20 protein-coding genes are annotated in these 15136 nt (G+C 51.3%); 8 read left to right on the forward strand and 12 right to left on the reverse strand.

Going from position 1 to position 15136, the window contains the following annotated elements:
- The first annotated feature begins 109 nt into the window (after positions 1-109).
- From psbV to QJQ48_RS12915, 3 genes are all read left to right on the forward strand, one after another.
- Positions 110-637: a photosystem II cytochrome c-550 gene (gene psbV / locus QJQ48_RS12905; protein ID WP_346291645.1), complete on the forward strand. Its 528-nt coding sequence runs from the start codon at positions 110-112 to the stop codon at positions 635-637.
- A gap of 267 nt (positions 638-904) precedes the next feature.
- Positions 905-1321, forward strand: coding sequence for a plastocyanin (gene petE / locus QJQ48_RS12910; protein ID WP_346291646.1), 417 nt, complete (start codon positions 905-907; stop codon positions 1319-1321).
- Between the two features lie 199 nt (positions 1322-1520).
- Positions 1521-1892: a nuclear transport factor 2 family protein gene (locus QJQ48_RS12915; RefSeq protein WP_346291647.1), complete on the forward strand. Its 372-nt coding sequence runs from the start codon at positions 1521-1523 to the stop codon at positions 1890-1892.
- Positions 1893-2114: 222 nt separating this feature from the next.
- On the opposite strand, the gene QJQ48_RS12920 is transcribed toward QJQ48_RS12915, so the two are convergent.
- Positions 2115-2495 (reverse strand): hypothetical protein, encoded by a 381-nt coding sequence (locus tag QJQ48_RS12920; RefSeq protein ID WP_346291648.1) that lies wholly within the window; start codon positions 2493-2495, stop codon positions 2115-2117.
- 371 nt (positions 2496-2866) lie between these two features.
- Here QJQ48_RS12920 and QJQ48_RS12925 point away from each other — a divergent pair, with 371 nt between their 5' ends.
- A complete protein-coding gene (locus tag QJQ48_RS12925; protein ID WP_346291649.1) occupies positions 2867-4048 on the forward strand; it encodes a TRC40/GET3/ArsA family transport-energizing ATPase in 1182 nt (393 codons plus the stop codon).
- A gap of 13 nt (positions 4049-4061) precedes the next feature.
- On the opposite strand, the gene QJQ48_RS12930 is transcribed toward QJQ48_RS12925, so the two are convergent.
- The 5 genes from QJQ48_RS12930 to QJQ48_RS12950 form a co-directional block, all read right to left on the reverse strand.
- On the reverse strand, positions 4062-4442 hold the full coding sequence (locus tag QJQ48_RS12930; RefSeq protein ID WP_346291650.1) for a hypothetical protein: 381 nt from the start codon (positions 4440-4442) through the stop codon (positions 4062-4064).
- A gap of 65 nt (positions 4443-4507) precedes the next feature.
- Positions 4508-5389: an oxygen-dependent tRNA uridine(34) hydroxylase TrhO gene (gene trhO, locus QJQ48_RS12935; protein WP_346291651.1), complete on the reverse strand. Its 882-nt coding sequence runs from the start codon at positions 5387-5389 to the stop codon at positions 4508-4510.
- Between the two features lie 30 nt (positions 5390-5419).
- Positions 5420-6340, reverse strand: coding sequence for a histone deacetylase family protein (locus QJQ48_RS12940; protein WP_346291652.1), 921 nt, complete (start codon positions 6338-6340; stop codon positions 5420-5422).
- A gap of 7 nt (positions 6341-6347) precedes the next feature.
- Positions 6348-7157 (reverse strand): hypothetical protein, encoded by an 810-nt coding sequence (locus QJQ48_RS12945; RefSeq protein ID WP_346291653.1) that lies wholly within the window; start codon positions 7155-7157, stop codon positions 6348-6350.
- Positions 7158-7237: 80 nt separating this feature from the next.
- The gene (locus QJQ48_RS12950; RefSeq protein ID WP_346291654.1) at positions 7238-8098 is read right to left on the reverse strand and encodes a LysM peptidoglycan-binding domain-containing M23 family metallopeptidase; all 861 of its coding nucleotides are present in this window, start codon (positions 8096-8098) and stop codon (positions 7238-7240) included.
- Between the two features lie 279 nt (positions 8099-8377).
- Between QJQ48_RS12950 and QJQ48_RS12955 the strand changes: the two genes are divergently transcribed.
- Positions 8378-9613: an HhoA/HhoB/HtrA family serine endopeptidase gene (locus QJQ48_RS12955; RefSeq protein ID WP_346291655.1), complete on the forward strand. Its 1236-nt coding sequence runs from the start codon at positions 8378-8380 to the stop codon at positions 9611-9613.
- Positions 9614-9620: 7 nt separating this feature from the next.
- On the opposite strand, the gene QJQ48_RS12960 is transcribed toward QJQ48_RS12955, so the two are convergent.
- From QJQ48_RS12960 to QJQ48_RS12970, 3 genes are all read right to left on the reverse strand, one after another.
- Positions 9621-9971, reverse strand: a complete 351-nt coding sequence (locus tag QJQ48_RS12960) for a DUF760 domain-containing protein (protein WP_346291656.1) — start codon at positions 9969-9971, stop codon at positions 9621-9623.
- A gap of 195 nt (positions 9972-10166) precedes the next feature.
- Positions 10167-10706, reverse strand: a complete 540-nt coding sequence (gene scpB, locus QJQ48_RS12965) for an SMC-Scp complex subunit ScpB (protein ID WP_346291657.1) — start codon at positions 10704-10706, stop codon at positions 10167-10169.
- A 185-nt stretch (positions 10707-10891) separates the two neighbouring features.
- The gene (locus QJQ48_RS12970; RefSeq protein WP_346291658.1) at positions 10892-11746 is read right to left on the reverse strand and encodes an ABC transporter ATP-binding protein; all 855 of its coding nucleotides are present in this window, start codon (positions 11744-11746) and stop codon (positions 10892-10894) included.
- A gap of 99 nt (positions 11747-11845) precedes the next feature.
- On the opposite strand from QJQ48_RS12970, the gene QJQ48_RS12975 reads away from it, so the two are divergent.
- Positions 11846-12151: a hypothetical protein gene (locus QJQ48_RS12975; RefSeq protein WP_346291659.1), complete on the forward strand. Its 306-nt coding sequence runs from the start codon at positions 11846-11848 to the stop codon at positions 12149-12151.
- Positions 12152-12307: 156 nt separating this feature from the next.
- Here QJQ48_RS12975 and QJQ48_RS12980 read toward each other — a convergent pair whose 3' ends face one another.
- On the reverse strand, positions 12308-12448 hold the full coding sequence (locus QJQ48_RS12980; RefSeq protein ID WP_346291660.1) for a chlorophyll a/b-binding protein: 141 nt from the start codon (positions 12446-12448) through the stop codon (positions 12308-12310).
- A 192-nt stretch (positions 12449-12640) separates the two neighbouring features.
- Entirely contained in the window at positions 12641-13234 is a 594-nt protein-coding gene (gene hemJ, locus QJQ48_RS12985) for a protoporphyrinogen oxidase HemJ (RefSeq protein ID WP_346291661.1), read from the reverse strand.
- Between the two features lie 231 nt (positions 13235-13465).
- Here hemJ and QJQ48_RS12990 point away from each other — a divergent pair, with 231 nt between their 5' ends.
- Positions 13466-13588: a hypothetical protein gene (locus tag QJQ48_RS12990; RefSeq protein WP_346291662.1), complete on the forward strand. Its 123-nt coding sequence runs from the start codon at positions 13466-13468 to the stop codon at positions 13586-13588.
- Positions 13585-14418, forward strand: a complete 834-nt coding sequence (gene menB, locus QJQ48_RS12995; protein WP_346291663.1) for a 1,4-dihydroxy-2-naphthoyl-CoA synthase — start codon at positions 13585-13587, stop codon at positions 14416-14418. The genes QJQ48_RS12990 and menB overlap by 4 nt, the downstream gene beginning before the upstream one ends.
- A 75-nt stretch (positions 14419-14493) precedes the next feature.
- Here menB and QJQ48_RS13000 read toward each other — a convergent pair whose 3' ends face one another.
- Positions 14494-14754, reverse strand: a complete 261-nt coding sequence (locus QJQ48_RS13000; RefSeq protein ID WP_346291664.1) for a hypothetical protein — start codon at positions 14752-14754, stop codon at positions 14494-14496.
- Between the last annotated feature and the right edge of the window lie 382 nt (positions 14755-15136).

Consider the following 15136-nt stretch of genomic DNA (forward strand, 5'->3'; position numbering starts at 1 on the left):
GGAATGACCCTTTCAGTGGCATGATAGTGATACTGGAATGACTCAGTCCTAATGGGTCATGCTGTGTTGAATGATGCATAACAATAATCGAGCCACTTTGAGGAGAACCATGTTTAAGAGATGCATTTGGCTTCTTGCGGCTATCTTATTTTTCTCAGGCCACCTATTTTCCGCCAGTGCAATTGCCGCTGAGCTAGATGAAGCAACCCGTACGGTCAAGCTAAACGAGCAGGGAGACACCTACGTTTTGAGCTTAGAAGAAGTGAACCGGGGTCGCCGACAGTTTAACTACGCTTGTGGATCTTGTCACGTTTCGGGAATCACCAAGACTAACCCCGACGTGGGCTTGGATCCTGAGGCTCTTGCCGGAGCTTTGCCTCCTCGCAACAATCTTGAGGCCCTTGTGGACTATATGGAAAATCCAACCACCTACGATGGATTGGAGGAAATTGCTGAGATTCACCCCAGCCTGAAAAGCACTGACATCTATCCCAAGATGCGAAGCTTAACGGAGGATGATTTGGTAGCGATCGCAGGCCATATCCTACTGCAGCCGAAAGTGATTGGTGACATGTGGGGCGGTGGTAAAGCTCGCTATTCCGCACCAGCAGTTGTAGAAGAAACGGAATCTATTTAGGTTAGGTTCTATCAAGCTAGCTAGCGTTTGTCGTAGCGGGGCGGTCTTGATCATGATGGTTCATCAAACCTAGGTTAGATCGGCAGCTCCGCTTGCTAACGGAGCCTAACCCCTGAGTCGGCTAGGCGCATTGCAAAAATCCGCTAATTTTTCTAACAGGGAGCCAAAAGCTCCGTCTTAACGCCTAGATTCGTTAAGGTAATTAATAGAATCCAAGATAAAATATTGCCTTGGAGAACCTTTGAGATGCAACCTTTAGAGGTCAACATGAAATTGATTGCTCGAATTTCCCGCAGTCTTAGCATCGCTCTCGCGGCGATCGCTATTGTTGCTGGGACTGTTTTTCTGACGGCGGCCCCTGCTGCTGCAGAAAACTATGAAGTGAAAATGGGTTCAGACGCAGGTCTGCTGGTTTTCCAGCCGGCAAGCATCAGCGTCAAGCCTGGCGATACGGTCACCTGGGTCAACAACAAGATGGCTCCTCATAACGTCATCTTTGATGAGAAAAACAGCCCAGGAGACAAGGCTTTGGCAGACAAGATTTCTCATGAGCAGCTTACCTTTGCTCCTGGCGAGTCTTACTCCACCACCTTTACCTCTGACATGCCTACCGGAGAGTACAGCTACTACTGTGCGCCTCACCGTGGAGCTGGCATGGTCGGGAAGGTTGTCCTGGAAGGATAACTGCTACAGGCTGATCTAAAGCGAAGGGGGACGTGTCAATGGCGCGTCTCCCTTCGCTTTAGAGGTGCTTATGATCAGCTATATTCTTCGGGCTGCCCTCAGCGTCAGCTTGATTCCATTAGCTATTTGGATTAGCCCCCTAGGTCATAGCGAGCTGGTTACTTTCGGCGGCGATTTCTCAAGCGGGGAGCCTGTACTCATGACCCTTTCTCCAGCATCGGCCCAAGCGCTCGTAGCCCGTCAGGCTGAGGGCTGGGGAAATGCCGATCCGGACCAGATTGTGGCTGATTTTGCCACAGACTGTCAGTTCATCGCACCGGGTCAGCACCTTTTGGGGCGATCGCAGGTTTACCAAGCGGCGACGGAATTTTTTGCCGCCAATAACCGAGTTGAAATTACGGTGCAGAGAGTTATTTCACAGGAGAATGCTGTGGCGGTGGAATGGCAGTGGCACGAGACGAATCTGCAAACTGGCCAGCAGCAGCAGGCTGACGATGCCATTATTATTCAGCTGAACAACCAGCAACAAATTGTCTACTGGCGAGAGTATATCGATCGGCGCTCAGCTTAGCTTAGAAAAATATTGGGTATTGCTGATTTTGGGTATGAATTAAAACGCGAGCAAGATGCTCGCACTAACCTATCTGAATGATAGGCGAGGGAGTGTGAGCGTCTCGCTCACGACCGGAAAACACCAGGTTCATCCCTTGATTCAACAACGCCAAATATTGAAGCGGGTGAAAAACTATTGGCTTAATGAACTTGTCTGCGATCTTAGGCTTACAGCTTTGCCCTACCCTTCAGCGTCAGGGGTCGGAATTGGCGAAGCTTCTAAAAAATCACCGGAAAAAATAACCTGGGTATAAAGCCAATCGGAAATGAGGCGAGGACAGTTTTTCTGAAACCAGCGAACAGCAAAAAAGCGAAAAGCTGGCTTCGTCATTTTGGCAATCATTTTCATCACCCGATTCAGCGGCCGATTGGTAAATCTCTCGTTAATCAGGTTGACTGAGCCAACATCGTAGAGGCAATCTAGAACCAGCTTCACTGTTGCTTCTTCCCGCATAAAAAGGTTTTCCAGAATCAGATGTACATCGTGCATCCGCTCTGCTGTCAGTTTTCTTTCTTGAACGGAAATGGGAAGGTTCACCTTGGGGTCAGGCAGTGTGAGCATTTCTTAAACGGTTAGAAGCTCTCTAATTATATTTTGAGGTCGAGAAAAGTTAATCCGGCAATCGGTATAAGCTTTTTCTATCATAAGCGCTAACGGCGGCCTGTCCCGTGTCAGAAACTACGGACAGCCTTAGCAGAAATGCCGTGCAATAGCCCAAAAGAGGCGCAAACGAGCATAGAAAAGCCGTGAATCGAATTGGCTGAGCAAATACGCCTCTGCTGCCTTCCCTAGTAAACGGAACTATTTCAGAGAGAAAATTTCTGACGGCAACCGATAAAAAGCGTTACAAGCACTAAAATCCTACCCAGTTTCTCAATAAAACCGATAAAGTAAAAGAATGTAACATTTATGAGATAGGGCGAGAACTTTTTATGCGCGTCATCCTGCTGACTGGAAAAGGAGGTGTCGGTAAGACCTCTGTAGCCGCCGCTACAGGGCTACGCTGCGCTGAATTAGGCTACAAGACGCTAGTTCTCAGCACCGATCCGGCTCACTCTCTAGCTGATAGCTTTGATGTAGAACTGGGTCATGTGCCCTATCAGGTGCAGCCTAACCTCTGGGGGGCTGAACTAGATGCCCTGATGGAGCTAGAAGGTAACTGGGGTTCAGTGAAGCGATACATTACAGAAGTCTTGCAGGCGCGGGGACTGCAGGGCGTTGAAGCGGAAGAACTGGCTATCTTACCGGGCATGGACGAAATCTTTAGCTTGGTGCGGATGAAGCGACACTATGATGAAGGTGAGTATGACGTTTTGATTATTGACTCTGCGCCGACAGGTACGGCCCTGCGCTTGCTCAGCCTGCCTGAAGTGGCGGGCTGGTATATGCGGCGGCTCTACAAGCCGTTTCAGGCGGTTTCGGCAGCGCTGCGGCCTTTAGTAGAGCCTCTGTTTCGGCCCGTGGCCGGGTTTTCGCTGCCTACGACTGAAGTTATGGATGCGCCCTATGAGTTTTACGAGCAGCTAGAAGCGTTAGAAAAAGTCCTGACTGACACTGCTACAACTTCGGTGCGGCTGGTGACCAACCCCGAAAAGATGGTGATTAAGGAGTCTCTGCGAGCACATGCCTACCTGAGTCTTTACAACGTTGGCACTGATCTTGTGATCGCAAACCGCATCATTCCTGACAGTGTCCAGGATCCGTTCTTCCAGCGCTGGAAAGATCAGCAACAAACCTATCGCCACGAAATTCACGAGAACTTTCGCCCCCTGCCGGTCAAAGAAGTGCCGCTGTTCTCAGAGGAAATGTGCGGCATCGAAGCCCTGCACCGCCTTAAGGAAACCCTCTATGCGTCTGAAGATCCAGCCCAGGTTTACTACAAGGAAACGACGCTGCGCGTCATTCAAGAATCCGGTCACTACAGCTTAGAGGTCTATCTGCCCGGTATTCCTAAGGATCAAGTTGAGCTAAGCAAAACCTCTGACGAACTCAATATTCGCATTGGCAATCATCGCCGCAATCTGGTGTTACCCCAAGCGCTGGCGGCACTTCAGCCTGCCGGTGCCAAAATGGAGGATGACTACCTAAAAATTCGCTTTGCAGCGGCAGCCTAACTGAACCTCAAGCCTAAGGGGCAAAGTCATAGGGCGTTATTTCCAGCTTGCAGCCTCGCTCACCGTTGAGCGATCGCTTAATGGTGTTGACCGCTCGAAAAGCTTCTGCCCCCTGTTCATCAAGCTGATCGTTAAGACGCTCAGCAAACTCTGCGGTACAGCTATCCCTACTTTGAGTCAGGGGGACGAGGTTGGCTTTAGCCGTCTGGATATCCCAAACGGCGATCGCTTTATGCACTTGAGTCCACTGCTGCTGCTGTTTATTAGAACGAGGCGGAAAAATAGATTCACCAATCAGCTTTTGACCAGCAAAAGCGAATCCGGCTAGCACAATGCCAGCCCCCACTAAAGCCGCAATTCCGGCCTCGTAGCTAATCGTGGCAGCTTTCTCCATAGCGCTCTCTCTAGTTGCGACAATGCCTTTGGTTTGACAGCTTAACACGGAGCCTGGAACCTCAATCAGGCTGATTGACCTGGAAAAGATTGAATTCTTTTTTGTCGCAGGCGATCGCGTCTTTCTGGCGTTGATTGTGCGTAGCAAGCCGGACAAGAAACGCCCGCTTCGTATTGAGGGGATGACTTGGCGGCTTGATCAAGGGGACGACCGCAGGCACGGCACATCTCGTAGCTGCCAGGGGCTAAACCGTGGCGGACAGCAACCCGCTCATCAAAGACAAAGCATTCTCCTTGCCAAAAACTCTCTTCAGCAGGCACTTCCGCTAGGTATTTGAGGATGCCACCCTTCAGGTGGTAGACCTGCTCAAACCCCTGATTGAGCAGATAGGCTGAAGCTTTTTCACAGCGAATACCGCCTGTGCAGAACATCGCTACCCGCTTGTGCTTTTGAGGGTCGAGGCGCTGCTGTACATAGTCAGAAAACTGCCGGAAGGACTGAGTCTGTGGATTAATCGCGCTTTGAAACGTGCCAATGGAGACTTCATAGTCGTTGCGGGTATCGATCACCAGAGTCTCAGGATCGCTAATGAGCTGATTCCAATCTTGCGGTTCAACGTAAGTACCCGCCTGCTGAGACGGATTGGCGGCAGGATTGCCGAAGGTGACGATCTCCTGCTTGCACTTCACTTTCAAGCGTTCAAACGGTGGCGCGGACGCCGTTGACGTTCTAGCCTCTAGATCAGCTAACCGCAAATCTTGCCGCAAAAAGGCTAAGACAGCTTCAATGCCCTGACGAGAGCCTGCAATAGTGGCATTAATCCCTTCTGCAGCCAGCAAAATCGTGCCTTTAATCTGATTGGCCTGGCTGATGTCTAGAAGCCCCCTCTGCAGGTCTGCATAATCAGGAAGCGCAACAAATTTGTAAAAAGTGGCAACAGTAGTCATGAACTCTAAGCGCCAACAGCAGGTCTTCAACTATAGCCGATGCTGACGGTAAACGTGAGCGGCCGCTCGGTGCAGCATGGCGTGGCGGTTGACAAAAGCCGCCATATCTTCAGCGTAGCCGCCGCCAATGACGCTGGCAACCGGATACCCAGCCGCCAAACAGGTATTGAGCACATAGTACTCTCGCCGATAGAGGCCCCGATCGCTGAGAGCAAGCTTACCTAAGCGATCGCCCTTGTGGGTATCGGCTCCCGCATCAAACAAAACCAGATCAGGCCGTACCTGACTCAGCAAGTCTGGCAAAATAGCGGCTAGCTGCCCTAAATACTCATCGTCTTCCAACCCCTCTGCCAGGGGCAGGTCTAGATCGCTTTGCTGTTTGCGGCTAGGAAAATTGACTTCGCAATGCATAGAAAAGGTGAAGACGCTGGCGTCACCCTGAAAAATCTGCGCCGTACCATCCCCCTGATGCACGTCTAAATCTACAATCAGTACCTGTTTTACTAACCCCTGCTTCTGCAGAACGCGGGCTGCGATCGCCAAGTCGTTAAAAATGCAAAAACCAGAACCATAGTCTGGAAAGGCATGATGCGTACCGCCTGCCGTATTACAGGCTAGTCCCTGCTGCAGCGCTAGCTTAGCGGTCAGGATTGTGCCGCCTACGGCAGTACAGGTCCGCTGCACCAAGGCCGGACTCCAGGGCAATCCAATTCGGCGCTGAGCTTTTGGCGATAGCGTCCCCTGCCGATAAGCCTGGGTATAGGCGGCTGTATGCACCAGCTCAATCCAGTCAGGCGGCGGCGGCCCCGGCTGATAAATCTGGTTTTTAGTCACCACTCCCTCAGCCAGTAGCTGCTCGCAGAGCAGGCCAAACTTGGCCATTGGAAACCGATGTTCGGTGGGCAAAGGAACTACATAGTCGGGGTGATAGACAACGGGGGGAAAACTCAAGGGCAGCTCAGAGGAAAGAAGACAGCGATCGCTGCTGACGCATATCAAGCTGGTGAGCCAAGCTGCCTTCTGGCCAGTCTAGCGGATGATCTTCCTGTTCCGGCAGAACGGTCACGACGGAGCTAGCCGGGTAGGTGCTCGGCCCGGCGGCTGCCTGAGCTGGCGCAGATTGGGCTATCTGAGTAGGCGGCGTGAATTGAGGAGAGGGTTGTGCAGGCGCGGCTAAGGGCTGAGTCTCTGGCAGGGGGACCGAAAATGGTTTAAGCCGCTTAGGCCCTGCGGCAGGGACGGGCGGTTTAGGCGGAGTGGGTTGACGCTGGGAGCGGCGGGGCTGAGGTGCAGTGCTTTTAGAGACGGGACGCTGCAGCAGCCGGGACAAGACAAAACAGCCCGCGGCACAGGTGCCTACCAAGAACAGTAGTGACCACCCAGGCAGCTCTGCGGCTGAAGATTGAGCGGTGGCTGCGATCGCGCTGGTTGATGATGCAGCGGCAGACCCTGCAGGAGCGTCTGTGTCAGTGGCAGACGGCGATGGCTTTGAGTTCTGCGATTTGCTCGGCTGCTGAGTTGGGGGCGCAGTTACCTGGGACGAGCGATCAACGCCGGGATCCATCAGACCCCCAAAAGCCGAGACAGCAATCAGCACGGAGATGAGCCAGATACCCCCTAATAAAAACAGGGGATAGCGCAGCGCGAGCTGGCCTAAACGATGAATTCTGGTTGTATCAGAGGCACTCTCAGTCGTTGTCTTTACAGCCTCTGACGGAAACAGGTTGAGATTAGAATAGGTTGAGTCGTGACGCTGATTCTGTGTCATAACATTTTCTAGGCCCAGCAGCGCTGCCACAGACAACGGCTACAAAAATTGTAGGCGCTTCTGCTAAAAGCGGCACATTTTTATTGCCGTAGATCAACCAATGAGAGGTAACGGCTAGGATCTTGGGCCACCCAGCCCGACTGGGAATTTAGGCGAACTTCAAAGTACAGATAAGAAGTCTCATTGGCTACCTCAGCTGCGGCAATAGTAGCAATTTCATCTCCCTGGCGAATCTGCTGGCCGACAGAGACTGAAAGCGTATTGAGGTGGGCGTAACGGGTCTGCAGACCTTGGCGGTGATTGATGACCACCAGATTGCCGTAGCTTGGCTGCTGACCCACGAAAGCAACAACGCCATCTCCTACCGCGAGGACAGGGGTATCCGGGGCCGCCGCGAGGGCAATACCGTTGCTAAAAGCCAGCTTTTCCCGGTTGGCGTCAGGCTGCCAGCCGTAGTTCATGATTAGGGCTGCCTGACTGGGGAGAGGATAACCGCGTAAATCATGATTTGGGCTAGGGGCTCTTGCTGCAGAACTGGTTGTCGCGAGTCCCGGAAACCAGTTGATCCCTGGCACAAAAATAGTTGGGGGCACTTGAGCCTGGCAGCCATTGACCTCAAACAGCACATCGGCGCGGACTCCATAGGCTGCAGCCACGTCCTGCCAGGTTTGACCAGCGGCGACCTGCACCTGAATGCCGTTGAAAGGCGGAATCAAAATATCGGTGCCAGGGGTCAAGCCGCCCTGGCGCAACGCCGGATTTAAGCCCAGGAGGGTCGCAGGAACTAAGTTGTACTGCTGGGCAATACTTTCTAGGGTGTCGTCCGCAACAACGCGGTGACGCTCAAATCGCTCAGTTGCCGGGGGACGGCACAAGGAGGCGCTACTTTGGGCGATCGCTGGGATTACCCAAAGCGGGCCAGCCAGCAGCAGGCCAGCCATTATGAAAACCCATCGGCGATAACTTCTAGGGGTAGGAACAGCTAATCTCAAAATTTGCACAGGTCTATCAGTGAATTGAAAACGTTTGCTCCTCTACAATGATCTAAGCGTGCTCTTAAAGATTCATCCACTGAATCTGGCTTTCCGCACAATTGAACGGCTGTTTCTCAATGAAGACGCAGGGGAAGCAAAATTGTTCAAGCCGATTCGCTACAGTAAAGATGAGCGCTGCTAAACAGGCGTCTATATAGAGTTGCTCTTTTGCCATAGGGAATTGACATGAGTTTCTCATTTCAACGGTTGGGACTGTATACCGTCCTTTTGGGGGTAGGCTGCGGAGTTGGTTTTGCAGGGCACTACTACCTAGCGCAGGAGGCTGGGCCAGAGCAATCTGCTGGTAACTCTTCGGGGACAGTTTCTGCAGCGCTGCAGACGCCTTTGGAGACGGCGGTTCAGGCAGCAGTTCCGTTAGTTCCCGCTCAGAGCGATCCTAACTTTATTGCTGAGGCCGTAGAAAAAATTGGCCCTGCTGTTGTGCGTATTGATGCGGCTCGTCCGGTCACTGATGAGCTATCGGGTGCGTTTCAGCATCCCCTCTTTAAGCGATTTTTTGGCGATGACATGCCGCCACCGTCGTCTTTACCAGAGCGAATCGAGCAGGGAACGGGGTCGGGCTTTATCCTAGATGCTAACGGCAAGATCATCACCAATGCTCACGTTGTCGATGGGGCGACAGAAGTCACTGTCACGCTCAAGGACGGTCGTACTTTTGAGGGGGAGGTGATTGGCACCGATTCAGTTACCGATGTGGCCGTGATTAAAATTGAGGCGACCGATCTGCCAAAAGTCACGCTGGGCAGTACTGAGGATTTGGTGCCAGGGCAGTGGGCGATCGCGATTGGCAATCCCTTAGGCTTAGACAACACGGTGACGGCGGGCATCATTAGCGCCATTGGCCGCAGTAGCTACCAGGTAGGGGTTCCCGGTAAGCGGGTGCAGTTCATCCAAACCGATGCGGCGATCAATCCGGGTAACTCCGGCGGGCCACTGCTCAACGATCGCGGTCAGGTCATTGGCATCAACACGGCGATTCGGGCCAATGCTCAGGGCTTAGGCTTTGCGATTCCCATTGAGACCGCCAAGCGGATCGCCGATGAGCTATTTAATACAGGTGAAGTCCAGCATCCCTATTTGGGCGTACAGATGGTCAACCTTACGCCGGAGATGCGGCAGCGCATCAACGAAGACCCAGAACTGGGAATAGAGGTAAACCAGGACGAAGGGGTAATTATTGTCCGCGTCATGGAGGGTACACCGGCCGAGGCGGCAGGACTCAGGCGAGGCGATATCATTAAGCAGGTTAACCAGCAGCCGGTCAGTAACGCGGCTGAGGTACAGGCTCAGGTTGAGGCCAGCGAAATTGGCAAAACCCTCTCTGTAGAAATTGATCGCGCGGGCGAAGAAGAGACGATTGAAGTTAAGCCGACTTCACTGCCTCAAGACCTGCGAGATTAAAGCTTGACTAATCGTTTTCAAACTCACCAATAGATAGAGAAGAGGCTAGGCTTTCCTCTAGCTCCATGCGCTGCTCCATCTGGCGGAGAAAATAGCCGGTCATCATGGCTGAGGCCAATAGCCCTGCCAGGTTTTCCCGATCGGTAGTTACCTGAACGTTGAAGCCATCGGCTGGCAAAACGCCCACCAAGCCCTGAACATTCTGAGAAATAATTTGCTTGATTTCTGAGCTGACCGACTGCGCCACCCGGGTTAAAACTTCCGGTGACTGATGTTGAAGATACTTCAACAGTTGATTAGCCTGGGCGCTTTCGGCGTTGACGCTCATGAAATCGGCGTTTTCAGGGTTGAAGACCATAGAAACTTAGGTTAACTTCCTTTTCTACCTTAGATCCGATGCGGGGTTTTGATCCACTTTTCAGCTAAAAACCTGTCGAGGGCAATGGCTGCTTTTTTCAGGGTGGGTCAAAATCCGGCAGACGTTTGCCCATGTCTTTGGAGATTAATCATAGCTTAATCATTTAGTGAGGGCGGGGTGAAGTGTGACAGATCCTCAGGAGTCTGGTGGCTCACCTGCCTCAATCGGCTCATCGTCTGACGGATCGGACAGCGGATTTCGCGGCTGAATTTGGGGTAGCTGATCAATTTCAAAGTAGCGATAAAACTTATCGGTCACCTGTAGCCAGAAAGAACGTCCATCTGTCTGACGACGTTTACGCACTAGGCCTAGCTCCACTAAGTCGGACACTTGCTGATAGATCCCCGACCCCCTGAGATCGACCAGATCGGTCTGACTTAGCGGCCCCTTGAGCGCGATCGCGGCTAGAGTTCTCAGCGCCCCGACCCCAATGTCGAGCGGAATTAAGGTATCTACCAAGTACTTGAAGCTTTGCCGGAGCTGGAGACTGTAGCCCGATTGGGTTTCGGTAATTTCTAAGGCGCTATCGCGGTGAGCATAGTCTGTGATCAGCTCAATTAGTCCTTCCTCAGCTTCACCTTTTTCGCAGCCAGCATATTCGGCAATCTGAGGGACTGAGAGGGGCTGGCCTTTGAGATAGAGAATGGCTTCAATTTTGCTAGCAAGCCGGGACATAGCGCCAAGATATTAAATTGAGTGAGTAAGACTTTCAGGGCTTACGCACTTGACGAGGTTTTAACTAACTGCAAGATCCCCCCGGCTGTCGCCGCCCCCCTTATTGATGATAAGGACAGGGGGAAGCTTATCACTACCCCTAGTGTCTTGAATTTTGAACGGCGTAACTTCTAACTTTATCAGAGCTAGTCCAGGTTATGGCCGGTTAGCTCTACAAAGATATCTTCTAAGTTAGACGCTCTGGCCATCATGTCAGTCTTATCTTCCTGCTGGTTGAGGTGCTGGTTAGCGGCCTCCAGCGTGGCAAAAAACTGATACCGCCAGCGATCGCCCTCTTTTTTCATCACAATGCCCTGGCCGTGGCGGTGACGCAGTTCGCTGAGGGTACCCGTTTCAATTAGACAACCACTGTCCATAATGCTGATGCGATCGCAGAGATACTCGACCTCTTCCATGTAGTGAGTAGTCAGCAATAGGGTCATACCCTGCTGGCTATTTAGCCCTTTAATAATTTCCCAGAGTCGCCTGCGGGCTTGCGGATCTAGCCCCACAGTCGGCTCATCCAAAAACAGGATTTTAGGCTGGTGCAGCAGCGCCCGCGCAATCTGGAGGCGACGCTTCATGCCGCCAGAAAGGGTTTTGACCTTACTATCGCGGCGATCGCTCAGTTCAACATAGTCCAGCCACTGCCGGATCCCCTGACGACGCTGAGCATTGGGAATATGGTGCATACGTCCGTGAAACTCCATATTCTCCCAAACCGAGAGATCGCCATCGACGCTGGTTTGCTGTAAAACCACCCCAATCTGCCGCCGCACTTCTTGAGGCTGCCGGCAGACATCATAACCTGCTACCACCACATCCCCCTGCGTCGGCTGCGTTAGGGTTGTTAACATACGAAGCGTAGTCGATTTCCCAGCACCGTTGGGGCCTAGCAGACCAAAAATTTCGCCGGAATGAATGGTCAGTGACAAATCATTCACTACGTGAATATTGTTGTAGACCTTGTGCACATTTTGCAGTGAAACAGCGGCGACCATAGCAGTTTTGATGTAGCAGTCCTTCGATCAGAGCATAAATTTGAGGTCTTTTTCAGCTAGCTTGCCTTGACGCCGCCAAAACCGTGACCGCAAACGGACATGAGAGCCAGGATTAACAACCAAGTTATTTATCTACATCAGGATGATGTGCCGCAGTACAGCCGCCAAGGGGGTGTTGTTCGCAATACTTATTTTTGGGCGCTGCGCTCCATTGCCGATCGAGCCTATCGGGGTAAAGACTGGGAATACGAGGAGCAGGTCTGGATTGCCCTAGTGCGTATGCTGACTTCGTTTACTGAGTCGGGCTATTTGGGCTACCGAGAAACCACTTTAGAATTTCCGCCTGACGCTGAGATTCCAGCCGCCTTGCGAACAGTCTCAACCTGGCAAAGTTCAGCCTCGTGACCTGGCTCCGGATTGGCTTAAACAAAAAAGGTGAGCATTGCCCACCTTGAACGTTAGCCTTAACTTGAAAAATGAGCGCGCCTAAAACACGCTCATACATAGGCAGGATGACGCCGCTGGACACTAAGCGAAACCAGCAGCGCTTATCTGCTGAAGCTACATCAAGCCAATCTGAGACAAAATACCTTGACCCGTAATCAGCTCAGTGATGATGCCGATGGTGAAGCCTAGCATTGCTAGACGACCGTTCCAGTTTTCGGCAAAGCGAGTAAAACCAAACTTTTGCTGTTCTTCCATGACTGTGACCTCTGTTACTTCATTCGCTCGGACTTCAGTCAAGTCCTTGTAAATAAATCGTAACTAAAATTTTTTGAAGACGCAATCAGTCTGCAGCAAGATGGATCCTGAGAAAAATGGATTAAGGGCTAGGGGCAATAGGCAGCTTACTGCTAGCCACAGCAGTTTGTCTGGTAAATAATTGGCTAGATCTTAGTTTTGCAGGGCCTGATCGCCTTGGGAGGCGATCGCTGCAGACTGCTCTCTTTCTTTGTCTAAACGGCGCTTCTTGGCATAGAGCTGAATCGTCGCCAGCATTAGAACAATCAGTCCGAAGATCAGCCAGGGGGCCACACTGGTTGGAAAACTATTTTTAAAGACAGCCAGCATCACAATCAGCACCAGCAGCAGGGTGGGCGCTTCGTTCAGGCCCCTAAGCTGTTGCCCAGACCAGCGGCACTCGCCGCGTTCAAGCTGCTTCATTAAGCGGCCGCAGTAGAAATGGTAGATCAGCAGCAGGCCCACGAGTCCCAGCTTGGCATGGAGCCAACCGTCATGCAGCAGGGCTGGCTGCAGCACCAGCATTCCTACCGCCATAGCAACCGTTACAACCATGCCGGGCATGGTGATGATGTGGTACAGCCGCTTTTCCATGAGCTGATACTGCTGCTTGAGGATGCTTTGGGCTGGTTCAGGTTCGGCTTCGGCCTCAACGTGATAAATGAAGAGACGGACTAGATAGAACAGCCCAGCGAACCAAACGACAACGCCAATGAGATGAAACGCCTTAAACCAGTAGTAAGCCATGAGTATTTGCTTTGGGTGCTGTAACAAGGATTAACGACTAAGAAGCTTTGTCTATTCTGAGACAGTCCTGAGCTGATTTGAAGTGGATCTTAACGTTTAGCAGCAGTTGTCTCCGCTTTAGATCCTAGCCTTTTTGAGCTTTTCTAGCGGCAGCCCCGTAATCGGCAACAGGGCTGAGCCCGGTAAATCAGAGAGCGACTAGGTTAACTATCCGCAGCAGTGATGTAACCTATGGGACAGCGTGACGGTGAGTTCTTGAGAGAGCCGGATACAGCAGCACCGCCTATCAGCAAGTCATCCGTTGCCGCTATCAACATTATTTATGCAACTCAATTTGCGATCGCAATTCTATGAACGCTCAGTGGCAGACCGCTAAATCCTACGAAGATATTCTCTATGAGAAGACAGAAGGCATCGCCAAAATTACGATTAATCGTCCCCACAAGCGCAATGCTTTCCGGCCTAAAACCGTGTTTGAAATGTATGATGCTTTCTCTGATGCCAGAGAAGATACGCGCATTGGCGTTGTGCTGCTGACTGGAGCAGGCCCCCACACTGATGGTAAGTATGCTTTCTGTGCTGGCGGCGATCAGAGCGTGCGCGGCAAGGCAGGCTATGTCGGCGAAGATGGCGTGCCTCGGCTGAATGTGCTAGATTTGCAGCGTCTCATCCGCTCTATGCCTAAAGTTGTAATTGCTCTAGTGGCAGGCTATGCCATTGGCGGCGGGCATGTTTTACACCTCGTTTGTGATCTAACGATTGCCGCAGACAACGCCGTTTTTGGTCAAACAGGTCCCAAAGTAGGCAGCTTTGATGGTGGGTTTGGCGCTAGCTATTTGGCTCGAATTGTCGGGCAGAAGAAAGCGAGAGAAATTTGGTTTCTTTGCCGCCAATATTCGGCTCAAGCGGCTCTAGAAATGGGTTTAATTAATCACGTTGTTCCAGTAGAGCAGCTTGAGTCAGAAGGAGTGCAATGGGCACAAGAAATTCTGCAGAAAAGTCCTCTGGCAATTCGCTGCTTAAAGTCAGCTTTTAATGCTGACTGCGATGGTCAAGCTGGTTTACAAGAACTGGCTGGCAATGCCACCTTACTGTATTACCTCAGTGAAGAAGGTGCCGAAGGGAAACAGGCTTTTTTAGAGAAACGCTCCCCAGACTTTAGTCAGTATCCTTGGCTACCGTAGAATCTCCTAAATTGTTTGTTGTCAGCAAAATTCCCAGCGCTATTAAACGCTGGGATCAAAAATTTGCATCAGTTATCAGCGAGCCGATGAATAGGCATTATCTGATGTTTCTAAATCGGGGATCTCAGCCGGAGGCATCAAAAAGTCCTGTGACCAGATCTCAATTTGTCGCTTCAAGGGAATTTCTGCGGCAAAAGCTGGGATCGCTAAGCAGCAGGCTTTCCAAGAACTGCGTACAGGAACGCTGAGCTTGCTGCACTGGCCGCCGCGACGCCCTTCAGGCGTATAAAACTGACAGCAGCAGCAACTAGAAGTTCCAATCCTTGCGGTTCTCATATGACACCTATAAAGATGAGTTCTGAACGCTATTCTCAACTAAGATGGCAAACTCTATTTATCTAGATCAATAGCCCTAAACCTTTATGGCTGAAGTGCTTTCATAGCCTTAGATCCCAGCCTTGCCTTTATAGTTTCTTTATCTTTCCGTAAGTTTGCTTTACTAAAAGCGATTAAATCCTCATTGTCGGGGATCAATAAAGTACTTATACATTACCGAGATCGCAGACTAGCTAAATCTAAAAAACTTTGAGGAATACTTCTGTAGCGTTTTTACCTCTTTCCAAAGATAGAAAATAATCTTAATTTTTTGAGAGTAAAAAATTGGAAACGTTAATTTCAGTAATTTTGCCCAGATTGAAATCAGTTAGGTCAGTTAAAA

The sequence above is a fragment of the Sphaerothrix gracilis Ecp01 genome (assembly GCF_030405905.1).
In the GTDB taxonomy this organism is placed as follows: domain Bacteria; phylum Cyanobacteriota; class Cyanobacteriia; order Phormidesmidales; family Phormidesmidaceae; genus Sphaerothrix; species Sphaerothrix gracilis.